Source organism: Paenibacillus sp. J5C2022 (assembly GCF_025567625.1).
GTDB lineage: Bacteria > Bacillota > Bacilli > Paenibacillales > Paenibacillaceae > Pristimantibacillus.
The window spans coordinates 129,464-142,285 of the sequence record NZ_JAOQJC010000003.1; the positions used below are offsets into that span (position 1 = coordinate 129,464).

A 12,822-nucleotide genomic window follows, 5' to 3' on the forward strand; every position below is an offset into this window, starting at 1 on the left:
TTTTATTGTAAGCGCTACCGGTTTATAAGCCGATGATCTCTTCTAAGCAAACTATGATCTATTCTCCGCAACCAAGGTGAAACGGCTATCGCCGTCCTTATGGCGATGGTACGTTTCATTTAAAAAAGCCTCGCTGTCCTTTCATCAAGACATGAGGCTTACTGGGGCCGGTTCACTTATATTGTTGTGTATAATCAAGCTGCTTTAGCTCCTCCAGCTTATACAACTTAGGGAGGCGGATAATAGCCCTTAAGCCCCCTTCTTCGCGGAGCTCATAGAAAAGTCCGTAACACTGTCCAAATCTAAGCTTTATCCTCTTATTTACATTACGTATGCCAAACCCTTGGTCAGCATCTGCCCCGTCCATCACAATTGATTGAAGCTTATGCAAGTCCACAGGCCGAAAACCATTGTCCTCTACCGTGATCCGCACCTCATCAACTGCTTCTTTAATCCGGACGTTGACTTCCCCTTCCCCATCCATCTTGCCGATGCCATGCAAAATACTGTTTTCCACTAGCGGCTGAATAATGACTTTAGGCAGCAAGCAATTCTCCACAGCGGGATCAACCTCAATGCTAAATTGAAAGGAGTGCTCGTATCTTTTTTCCTGCAAATGCAAGTACGACTCCACATGCTCCCGTTCCTCGCGAACATGAATCAGTTCCTTGCCGCGGCTTAACCCAATCCGCAGTACGGTCGACAGATCCCTTACCATTTCCGCCACCTCCGGCACTCCGCCCCGAATGCCATACCAGTAGACAGAATCCAAAGTATTGTACAGCAAATGCGGCGTTATCTGAGAATGCAGCAAGATCAATTCCGATTCCTTCTGCTTAATTTCCATCACATATTTCTCTTGCACCAATTGGTTCAAGCGTTCTGTCATGGAATAGAAGGAGTTGTAGAAAACGCCAATTTCATCCTTGCGCTCGCCCTCCTTGAACCGTTCCATTTTTTTGCCCGGTTCATACATGCGCGTGAAAGCCGCAAGCCGTGCCATTGGACGAATAATCGACTTGCCGAAAAAAAACAACACCAGCAAAATAACCGCGAAATAGCATAATGCCGTAATTTTAATAATATCCTGCATCGCCGTATGCGAGCCTAGTACCTCCTTTAGCGGAATTTCATAGACAAGGCGATTCATATACAATGGACTATCGTGATAGACATACATATGACGATTCGTTACCCATACATTAGGCAGCAACTCTTTTCCCTGCTCAGGCAATACAAAGATGCGGAATTCCGGATTGCCCCCTGCCAGCACCACTCCATTACGATCCACCAGAAATTTTCTGGATTGTTCCGGCAAATCAATCCCATTAAGCGCGTCTTGAATGACCGTCTCAATTCCTGTAGCTGCAATGACATTCCGGGTTTTCTCGCTGGAGGACAAGTCTGACACGGCTCTTAGATATGCAAAGGTTTGCTGAGGAGAGTTCGTAAAGCCCAACTGATGAATCGGCTGAACAATTCCCATTCCGCCAGCGTCTAAAGCATTTTCGAGCCACTTCTTCCCCTCCTGATGATCCCCAAAAAACACGCCCGCATCCGATATGTCAGTAGAAGGAGCAAAATAATAATCGGCTACGTCATGCTCCAAAAGGAACAGTGAATATTTTTCCCTGGATGAATATTCAGCAAGCAGCTTTTCCGTAGCTACGTATTGCTTTACGCGCTGCTCCTCTGAAATAGGGCGAGGCTTATTCCATTGTTGAATCAGGCTTGAACTCATCATCTTGACAATATTCTGATCAATAGCATCCATAACTCGATCGATGGTCGCATGATTTTGTCTGTTCAACTCCGACAACGTTTTGCCGACCTGCTGCTTAATCGCCAAAGCAGCCTGATTGGAGGCTGTCCAAAAAATGATCAGCGCCGGAAGAAAGATAAATACGATGACGAATAAGATTCCCTTCTTCATCAGATTCATCGATTTTATTTTGCCAAGCATGATCCAACACCCCACTTATCCGCGAACGGCATTCGGACTTTCTCCATAATAACGCTTGAATACCCGGCTGAAATGCTCCGGCGACTCATAACCGACTTCATCCGCAATTTCATATCTTTTTTTCGTCGTATTAAGCAGCAACTGCTTGGCCTCTTCCATTCGCATGCTAGTAACATACTCCCAAAGCGTCTCGTTGGCAATCCGTTTAAACAAATAGCTCAAATAGTTCGGGCTTAAATAGACATGGTCTGCAATATCCTGTATTTTCAATTCTTTATTGCGAAACTCCGCTCGAATATAAGCAATCGTTCGTTGTACAATCGCACGGTCATGATCCATCATCGAGGAATGAATCAGGTCCGCGCACTCCAGCAGAAAAGCCGATAAACGCTCCTTCATGCCGTTGCTCTGCAAAGGAAATTGGAAATAATGAATAGGATCCAGCGTCATATAACGATCCCCCACTGTTTCCTTCATTTCCAGCAATACGGTATACGCTCGATAAGCGATGCTTAACGGAATGCCGGCTGTCGTATCCTGCTGATCAAATACAGGGGAAATATCCGCAACAAAGCTGTCCACTACATGCTGAATTTCCTCCAGCCGCTTGCCTGTTTTAAGCTTCTCCATGAGTTGGTCCGTCTTGTACGGCCAATTCACCTTCAATGCCGCTTCTCTTGACTGGTAGTCCTCTGCAAAAAAGATTGTCTGCGTATCGTACAGCCCGTGCCACTTCGTCGCTTCAGACGCCAGACGATAAATGTCCGGAAGCGCTTGCAGTCCCGACCGGATTGGACTTATACCCACAATTGATTCCATGTACAAATATTGCTCGATATTTTGAACCAATGTTTTGCCAACCATATTCAGCTTCGAAATATTTTGCGCTTTGTTTTGCTCATAGTCTTCCAATTCCAATTGCAGGATCGTTACCACTTTACTGCCTTGGCTATAGAATGAGATCGCCTCCCAATCCTTCAACGTCTCCTCGATAATATTGACAGCCGCATATTTCAGCAAATTGCGATCGCGCAGCTGCATAATGGCTTCGCCGCCAATCCCCGCTTTCTCCCACTGCAGCTCCGTTACAAATACAGAGAAATACGGTCCGTTCAACGTGATGCCAATCTGTTCAAAAATATAACGGTAATCGTCGGCATGCTCGAGCGATCCCGAAATCATCTCGTTCAAAATATAGGTGCGCAGCGAAGCCACGCCGGTCATAGAAAATTTAAGCTTTAGTGAATCCTCCAGATGCAGCTTATATTTTTCCGAGCGTCTTGTTAATTCCCTCCCCGCAATATCAATCAGTTGATTAAGCAAGACCGGTTTAATCAAGTAATCGCGCGCTCCGAGGCGAATGCATTTCTGAGCATAATCAAATTCGTCATGCGCAGATATAACTACGACAGGCACGTCCGGCTTTTCCGATAAAATAGATTCCATCAGCTCAATGCCGTTCATCCCATCCATTTGGATATCCGTCAGAACCAAATCGACATTTTCCATACGCAAATAATCCAGCGCTTCATAGCCATTCGATGCCGTCAGCACTTGCTCTATGGGCAGATCCGACTGCTCCAGTAATTGCTTAATTCCCTGACAAACAATCGCCTCATCATCTACAACCAGTACAGTATGCATGGTGATTCCTCCTCCAAACTTCATTTCGACAAAGTTCTACCGCATCCTTCTCTCGCTAAAAAAGAAACCGAAGGAACAGGCCGCAGCGTATTGCCCGCAAATCAAAAAGCCGAGTCTGGAGGAATTTATCCCATAGCTCGGCTATATGCTTTATTGCAGCGGAATTCGGTATTCCGAATCCATCGTCAAGCGTTGAGAGCAACAAAGAAAAAACAAACAGAGGCAACAAACGACAGAGGCGTCATGATCATTTTTTCCTTCTTGCTTCGCGACAACGCGTTCATGACGGTATTAAGCGCAAGATAAAATGCAAAAAAATAACAAGCGCCTCGTGCAAGATCGTTCCATGCACCGATCTCAAGAATACCGGCGGCCTGTAATATGCAAAATGCGGCAAACATTTGAACGGCCGCTGATATCACGCAAGCAACCCTCATGCCTTTTGGCATGATTCGATGTTTACCGCCCATCGCATATTCTCCCAATGGCAATCCTATCGCGAGCAGCACATAAATGACGGTCACGAACAGAAAAACAAGGCTTCCGATAATCGCCGCTACCAGCATACTTTCCCCTCACTCCTCAAATGCAGTCGTTCCAATATCCAAATCTTCTCATCTCGCCTCCGATTTGTACAGCTCCGGGAATCCCTCGGAAAGGAATTCCCGGCTTTCTTGCTGCTGCTGCTATCCATTAAGAGCAGCCCATTTGGGGTTATCTTTACTACAGTTTACCCTCTATTGCTTGCTATCCTGAATTCTAAGCAATACAGTAATAGCTTCAGCACGGGTTGTTGCGCTAACCGGATCAAAGGCTAAGCCTTTTCCTTGGAGCAGACCGGCACGGACACAACTCAGTACAGCTCCTGTTGCCCATTTCGGTATATCAGCGGCATCCGAGAATGTGATTTCTTCTACTTCCGCCGTTACAGATTCCAAAGATAATACTCTGGCTAACACTACAGCCATCTCTGCTCTGCTGATTTGTTGATTTGGACGGAATGTGCCATCTTCATAACCTGAAACCCAACCAGCAGTTGCAGCATGATAGACTGCATCACGTGCCCAATCTTGAATAGCTGTATCATCTGCAAAGGTTTTCATAGAAACATCCGCCTGTCCTTTATTCCATGTTCTATAAAGCATAACCAGGAACTCCGCCCGGCTTACTGAACGGTCCGGTTTAAACGTTCCATCACTATACCCTTTAATCATACCCTGCTCAACTGCATTATTCATTTGCTCAATAGCCCAATGGCCGGCAGTATCCTTAAATAGAAACTGCGGATTTTCAGGAGCGGCAAATACGGCAAATTCCCCAAAACTGCCGATCTCCGCCTGGATCATATCACCATCCGCTTCCCCACCGATTTCAATCCATTTCTCCTGCTTTTCGTCGTATTGCCAAATAGAAGGATATTGCGACTCTCTCAGCTTCTGCTTGTCGAAAGCAAGACGCAAGAGTAACGGGTTATTCAGCTTAACTTCCGGCTCTCCCTGTACTTCGATGAGCGAACTAAGCAGCTGCCAGCGCAAACCGTCCTGACCGCCGATCTCCTTATCTTCCAGCTTCAGCAACGACAGCTTCGCGCTTTGGTCTGTCGTGCCCTCGGCAATAATCAGCTTGGCGATATTGCCCAGGCTTATTTCCCCCGCTGCCTTGCCCGGCAAATACAGTTGACCCGTGTGCGAAATATTTGAACTCGGAATATAAACAGGTCCGCCCTGATACGGTGGAGTTACAACCGCTTTTTCAATATCGACCTTTATAGTTCCAAGATCGGAATATTCATAGCCATCATATACCCGGAACGTAAACGTATCCTCTCCCAAGACATCAGCATCCGCTGTGTAGACAAACTTGCCCTGGGCCGCATCAGTAAGCACGACTGTCCCTTTCTTGCCGTTGGCAACTATTTCGAAAGTAAGCTTAGTTCCTTCTGCATGCTCCGCTTGCAGGATTCCTTGTACATTCTGGCCGGCTTTAACGTTATAAGCATCATCCTGGACCGATGGAACTGCCTGATTGAACATCCACTGCATCGACCGGAACAGACTTGCTCTCTTCTCAAGGCCAATGCCGGAACCCCATTCCATCCAACCTCTTCTGCCGTCGCCGTTGTTATCATTCACGAGCAGCGAGAGGCTCATCACATCTCCGCGTTCAGGCCGAATCGGAGTCAGTTCCGACCAAGGCAGAGCAAGCTTATAGATCGTCAGCTTCTTCTCTTCATCCCTTGTTACCTCGGCTTGGCTGTTGGATACCGGCCCTGCTGGCAATTCTCCCATCGTCGTCCAGCGATAAATTTGCGTGCCATTAGGCGTATCCGATATGCCATATTCATACCAGCCCATGCTTTCACCGGGAATTCCGGGAGACAAGGCAAACTGGATACTGTCATTATTCCATATGTCGGCTCCGGAGGCCGGCGCCGCATGAGCATCGTCTTTTATTTTGGCAGTCAAGTACAAATGATCCTGATCATAGTGGAGCCAAACTTGCCCTCTCACTTCAATGCTGCCGGTATGACCGGACAGCAACACGGGTTTCCCCTGTGACAAGTCGATTGTAGGCGGAATAACATCAATCTCCGGCTCGATCTGATCGTTGATCGCAATCGTGCCCCGGTTGACCGGATTGAAGCTGAAATTTCCTGTATACACATAGGGGTCCTGCTGAGCAAACTCAACGCGAATGGATGCCTGCTGGTCCCCTCCAAGAGCAATCGGGTCAAGCGGGATGCTGAATAACTGTTTGCCGCCCGGCTGTATAATGGTGTTAACAAGCTTTTGGCCGGATTGGCCGCCAACTTTCCAGGCTATGCTGTTGACCGTAAGATCTGCAGCTTCTCTAAAGTTTTCTACATTTACATTCAATATTTGAGTCAATGACCCTTCATTCTGCTGCAGCGCCGGTCTGATTGTAACCTTATGTGACATGCCGGTTGCAACCTCATGCCGCAGCTTGCCGATCTTTTGTCCCGCTCCGTCCAACAAATAAACTACCACCGAGCGGAAACCGTCCCGCGTCTCGTCAATGGTCAGAGAAAGCTCTGCCGATTGCCCCTGCGCAGCCGTAAGAGAATAACTGTTTTCCTGCATCTTTGCAGTTACAGCCAGCTGCTGAGACCCGGTTTCGTTGTTCATAGTTACGATGAATGTATACGGATCGCCTATTGCCGCCTGCTCGCCGACAGCTGCAAAGGTATCGTCCTGTACGATCCTTTCTATGCTTCCTTTTATATAGAAAGGTTCTCCCGACAGTGTCATATAAATTTTGCCGTTATACGGCGTATAGATCTCCGTGTTGCCCATCAAATCCGTAATTTCCAGATTGTTGTTCGTTTCGATCACTGCTTGGGTTTCTTGTTGGGCCCATACGACCCGAAGAGCCTCGCCATCCTTCATAAACAGATGGCTGCTAATCGCACTGCCGAATGACTCGATCTCCTGGAAAACCGCATCGGCAAGCTGCCTGCTTGTGGCCGCGTAGCTCGCATAAGCCGGTTTCGGGGTATACGCTCCCATCGGATCATTCTTATGCCGAATCAAACCAAAATTGTCTTCATTGTAATCAGGTTGCAGCCCATCGTTCATAAAATCATACCATGACATCCGCTCCACTCCGTGCCCTAGTCCCAACACAAACGCCCTCAGCAAATAATTGGCCTGTGTCTTCTCATCGACTCCTTTGGCAGCTTGATGCGTCGGCGAACCGAATTCCGTCACCCAGATCGGCACAAGCTGGCCGTCGTTATATTGCTTAATCAGTGTTTTCAAGTCTTCCAGTTTGTCGAACACTTCATCCGGAGCGTACGGGTCCATGTATTTCTGTATGGACACAGCATCCAGATAGTTCAGGCCGGCATTTTTGTCTTCGCCTTCTCCCACACCTTTGAACACGCTTTCGATCCAGTCCAGATCGATGCCCCCGGAGACGATTCCTACAGCCGGCACATCGGGGTATGCCGGCTTTACTGCATTATAAGTCTCCTTCATCAGCTTGAAGTAATAGTCCGGCTGCGAATTGGCAGGACTGTTGCCCCGTTTGCCAAATCCGCCATTGAATTCATTGTAGACGTTATACCCGATAAGCTGATCCTTGTATCGCCCCACGTAGGCCTTGGCATATTCGGCAAACCCTTTTCTTCCCGCATCCGTATAAGGTGTGCCGTTGTTGTCGTAGAACGGATTATTAAAAGCCGCCACCAGCAGTAGCTTGAGGTCATTCTCCGCAAGCTTCCTCATGTAATCATCAGGCGAAGGTTCAAAAGTGTAGATGCCTTTTTCCTTCTCAAGGGTCATCCATTCCACGCCGTCCCGCACGTAGGAAGCGCCCATATAACGAATAATCTCGGCCAGCTCTTTGCTCCATCCGCCAGCCGTCCTGTTCAGATGCGTATTGATGCCAAACGGCGAGTCGCCGTTGCCGGGAGGCAAAGTCGAGGAAACGACCGCATAAGCGCTTTTACGGAACAGCGGTTCACTGCCGGGGCGCTCAACTGTAACCTCAAGCGTAAAATAACCCAATTTGCTGAAAGGCACCGTAATCCCGGCCTGCCCGGCGTTCGTGTTCTCGCTTCCCGATGCGACTTGCTCTCCGTAAATATCGTAGGCGGCCCAATTGATCGTCGACCAAGATGATCTTACGATAAATGTGCTAGGTTCATTATCCAGAAATATATTGCCAAGCGTCGTTTGCTGAATTTTCAGCTCCGGAAGCCAGTCACCGGTTTGAGCCGTAATCTGGTCGATCAGCACCGTGGCGGTCAACGCGGGGTTTTTAATGTCAAATCGATCAAAAAGGATCGTAATCGCTGTGGCCGGCTTATGCCATTCCCCATCGTTCGCTCCGTTCCAATACTCAAACGAATTTGATCCCATTTCATTGATCACAACCTGCTGCCAATCGGATGTATCTTGCAGCGTAATCCGCTGCTGGAATGTCTGTCCCGTCGAATCTGTTGTTCGTATACGTACAGATTTCAGATCCGAAGTTTTAATCCAGAAAGCCATTTGTTCAATATCAAGGTCGTCTAATTCTTTTTTTATGGAGGCGTAGGGCGAGCCTGTAGGTCTTTGGCTGAAATCCGCCAGTATTTGCCCTGCACGGCTTCCTTTATAGCTCTTAACCGATTCGATCACCTGGTAACTGCTCTTGACGGCCGGCGTATCTCCGAAGCTGAAAGCCCATACATCATGCTCTTGCTCAAAATCACTGATTACGTTATCAAAATCCTCCGGCGGCAAAATGACCTGAGCCGTAATTTGATCGACCAGCACCGCAGCAGTTAAAGCGCCATTCTTAATGTCGAATCGATCAAAAAGGATCGATATGTTGTTCGTTGGTGTATGCCATATCCCATCGTTCGCTCCGTTCCAATACTCAAACGATTCGGAACCCATTTCATTGATCACAACCTGCTGCCAATCGGATGTATCTTGCAACGTAATACGTTGCTGGAATGTCTGTCCCGTCGAATCCGTGGTTCGTAAACGTATGGACTTCAGATCCGAGGTTTTGACCCAGAATGCCATTTGGGTAATGTCCAGGCCGCCCATCTCTTTTTTTATCAGCACATATGGCGAACCTGTAGGCCTTTGACGGAAATCCGCCGATAATTGCCCGGTATAATTCCCTTGGGCGCTATACACGGACTCGATCACACTGAAGCTTCCCTGTACGGCAGGAGTATCGCCGAGACTAAAAGCCCAATCATCAGTTCCTTGCTCGAAATCACTAATGACGTAATTAAAATCTGCTTCCGCAAGAGCGGAGCCGGTTTCTTCGGCTGCGGACACACGCTCCGCATTCAAATGACCAATAACATTCCAGACGCCCGACAAACAAATGGCCAGAAGGATGACACCTAACCTTTTAAACATAGGTCTTTTATTCCTCCTTAATGTATTGTTTCTATCCTTTCACAGCTGAACTCGAGAACCCCTGAATGATATATTTCTGCCCCAGGAAGAAGACGATAAGCAGCGGTACGACTCCCGCCGTGGCGGCGGCCATCATCATGTTATAGTCCACACCCGCTTCCAGCATGAAATTCTGCATGCCAAGCGGCACGGTGAACAGCCTTTTGTCCAGCAGGAATATCAAAGCGTTCTCGTAATCGTTCCACGTCCATGTAAAATCGATGATCGCGAAGGTTGCCAGAACCGGCTTGGACAGCGGCAGGAATAACTGAAAGAAAATCCGGAAATGGCCGGCTCCGTCAATGAAAGCCGCTTCAGATATTTCATGGGGAATGCTCATGAAAAATTGCCGGATCATGAAGACGCCGAATACCGTAAACAAGCCCGGCAGAATGATCGCCCAATGGGTATTGTAGATGTTCATCCAATCAAACATAATAAATTTCGGAACAAACAGCACTTGCTGCGGAATCATCATCAAGCATAAATAGAGCAGAAAAATAGCGTCTCTTCCCTTGAAAGGAATTCGGCTGAAGCCGTATGCGGCAAATGCCGCCAATAAAGGCGCTCCGATCATTAAGATCAATGATATTTTTAAAGAGTTCAAATAAAACATCATAAATCCGTCGCCAGTCATCCATACCTTGTAATGGTTCGTCCATACCGGGTCCAGCGGAATCCATTGAATGGGATAAGTGAAGACATCCTTCGCTTTTTTGAACGAGGTGCTGATCATCCAAATCATTGGCGACAGAAGCAGCAGACTCGCCATCGTCATGAGAATTGTATTAAAGCTTTTGAGCAATCGTTCTCTGATTATTCTGACATTTATAGCTTTCATTTTGCCTCTTCCTCCCGTTAGTAATGGACCCACTTTTTCTGACCCGCCCACTGAATAAGCGAGATGACAAGGATGATCAGGAACATGGTCCACGAGACGGCTGAAGCATATCCCATTTCATAAAAGTTAAACGCTTTCTTATAAGCGAATATGGAGAACACCGTCGTACTGTTGGCAGGACCTCCTTGCGTAATCGCGTAAATCATGCCGAAGCCTTTAATAGAGCCGATGAAGCCGGTAATCATCAGGAACAGCGTCGTCGGGCTGACCAGAGGAAATATAATCCTTCGCAGCAGCTGCCCGAACGTCGCTCCGTCGATTCTGGCGGCTTCCAGCTGCTCCGAGGACAGCTCCTGCAGCGCGGCCAAATAAATGATCATGTTGTAGCCGATTCCGCCAGCGGTCATCATGACCAGCACCGCATACATCGCGGTATCCGGAGAAGCGAACCATAAGGGAGGGTCGCTCATTCCAACGGATCGCAGGAAGGCGTTGATCGGGCCGTTAGTCGGTTGGAACAGCACCATCCACACAAAAGCAATCGCAATGCCGCTGGTGAAATATGGAGCGAAAAAGAATGCCCGCAGCGTTCTCTGGAAATAGGTCCTGTTGTTAAGCATGACTGCAATTAAAAATCCAAGCATAATTGAAATCGGCACAGGAATCAGCACCAGCAAAGTGTTTCTGACCGATACAGCAAATAAATCGTCCCTCACCATCATCCGGAAATTATCCAACCCAACAAATTGCGGGGATTGCCCGCTAGCGAATACCCAATCCGTAAACATCAAATAAAAGGAGAACAGGGCCGGAATGAGCATAAATATCATCATTCCAATCAGATTGGGGGCAATGAATACATAACCAATCAGCCTCTGCCGCTTCATCCAGCTCACGATCGGTCACCGCCTTTCTCTCTATATAGTGTGTAGTCTCTAGTTTGTACCGTCATGCGGCTGCAGCCAAAGGGGAAGACGGCGCCTAAGCCCCGCCTCCCTTGGGCATGGCGGCTTTATTGCGATGACTGCTGCAGATTTTTGTTATGCACGCGAGCTAATTCCTTCGCGCCTTCCTCAGGAGTCAGCTTGCCGGAAAATACGTTGTCATACACAGCTTGCTGCTCGGTTCCCGTCTTCCGGTCCAGACGGCTCAGGCCGAGCGGAAGGCTTCCGAATATAACCCGCTTGATCGATTCCAGATCATACGTATCCTCTGCTCCTTTGAACATAAGAGCAACAGCCTCATCGATCGGGAAGTCCTTGGATGCCGGCACTCTGCCGCCTGCCGCCATCGGCAGCATTCCGCCGTCCGCATACCACTGGATGAACTTCCAGGCCGCTTCCGGATGCTTGGTGCGAGGATTGATGGAAATCACATCCCCCAGACCGCCTGCGTAAATATAATCCGTTTGGTCCTTTTCTACTTTAGGAGCCGGAGCCGCCGCCACTTTGAATGTCCGCGGAAATTCCGCCAGGTTGTTCGTCGTACGGAAGACTTGATTCGTGGAGAACAGCATTGCTGTTTCACCTTTAACAAACATTTGATCCAGGGCGGGCTTTGAAGTAATCTGCTCCGTATGAGGCATCAAGCTCTTGTCCGTGAACATCATGTCCGAGTAAACTTGAAGCGTTTTCACCGTAAACGGATTATCAAATGCAGAGGTGCCGTCTGAATTCGTCAGCTGCAAGCTCTGCTTCCTCATAGAACCGTTGATCGGCACATTGAAGTAATAATCGCTTTGCGCAAGTCCCCATACGTTGTCATCCTTCAGCTTGGCGGCATAATCCCTAAGCTCATCCAGTCCCCATTCTGTCGGAACCTCCAGTCCTTTCGCATCGAGCATATCCTTGTTCAGCCAGACGAACGAAGGACCTTTCGTAGTCGGAACACCGTAATACTTGTCGTCTACTGTCCAGAAAGCGGCGCCTTCGCCCATTTTGTCCTCCACGCTGTAGTCGGTGAATGTACTCAGGTCCAGCGCGTTCCCCGCCTTGATCCGTTTCTCGTAAAGACTGTAATCATAGTTTAAGTACATATCCACAGGCTGGCTGGACATCAGCGCCGTATCCAGCTTCAGATTGCCAGCGTCGTCATTGACGAATCGCACATACTCCAGCTGAATATCCGGATTTTCCTCGTTCCAGTTGTCGACTACCTCTTGAGGACCGCTCTCGGCCGGTACGCCTCCCCATAAGGTCAGCTTAATCGGATCAGCGCTGGCCGTTGCGCCGGGCTCGACACTTGTGGATGGAGGAGATGACGATGTCCCTTCCGTTCCTCCATTGCCGTTATTGCCGTTACTGTTGCCGCTGCAGCCGGCAAGCATTAGCGATACCGCCACAATCCATGCCAATCCGCCAACGACTAATCGCTTTCTTTTTCTCATCTTTTCTGCAACCTCCCTAACGCTAATGTTTGATTCCTCCCAACTATATCAATTCGCTCCTTGG

7 protein-coding genes are annotated in these 12,822 nt (G+C 48.3%); all 7 read right to left on the reverse strand.

The features are described from left to right. Positions 1 to 172: 172 nt before the first annotated feature. Entirely contained in the window at positions 173 to 1,963 is a 1,791-nt protein-coding gene (locus M6D81_RS03735; protein WP_262675472.1) for a cache domain-containing sensor histidine kinase, read from the reverse strand. Between the two features lie 15 nt (positions 1,964 to 1,978). Continuing rightward, the gene (locus tag M6D81_RS03740) at positions 1,979 to 3,607 is read right to left on the reverse strand and encodes a response regulator (protein WP_262675473.1); all 1,629 of its coding nucleotides are present in this window, start codon (positions 3,605 to 3,607) and stop codon (positions 1,979 to 1,981) included. A 185-nt stretch (positions 3,608 to 3,792) separates the two neighbouring features. Continuing rightward, positions 3,793 to 4,173 carry a hypothetical protein gene (locus M6D81_RS03745; protein WP_262675474.1) on the reverse strand — a complete coding sequence of 127 codons (381 nt, stop codon included), beginning with the start codon at positions 4,171 to 4,173 and terminating at the stop codon, positions 3,793 to 3,795. 171 nt (positions 4,174 to 4,344) lie between these two features. After that, positions 4,345 to 9,492, reverse strand: a complete 5,148-nt coding sequence (locus tag M6D81_RS03750; protein WP_262675475.1) for an S-layer homology domain-containing protein — start codon at positions 9,490 to 9,492, stop codon at positions 4,345 to 4,347. Positions 9,493 to 9,523: 31 nt separating this feature from the next. Next, positions 9,524 to 10,372, reverse strand: coding sequence for a carbohydrate ABC transporter permease (locus M6D81_RS03755; protein WP_262675476.1), 849 nt, complete (start codon positions 10,370 to 10,372; stop codon positions 9,524 to 9,526). A gap of 17 nt (positions 10,373 to 10,389) precedes the next feature. Further along, positions 10,390 to 11,259 carry a carbohydrate ABC transporter permease gene (locus M6D81_RS03760; RefSeq protein ID WP_262675575.1) on the reverse strand — a complete coding sequence of 290 codons (870 nt, stop codon included), beginning with the start codon at positions 11,257 to 11,259 and terminating at the stop codon, positions 10,390 to 10,392. A gap of 125 nt (positions 11,260 to 11,384) precedes the next feature. Next, the gene (locus M6D81_RS03765; protein WP_262675477.1) at positions 11,385 to 12,758 is read right to left on the reverse strand and encodes an ABC transporter substrate-binding protein; all 1,374 of its coding nucleotides are present in this window, start codon (positions 12,756 to 12,758) and stop codon (positions 11,385 to 11,387) included. Positions 12,759 to 12,822 lie beyond the last annotated feature (64 nt).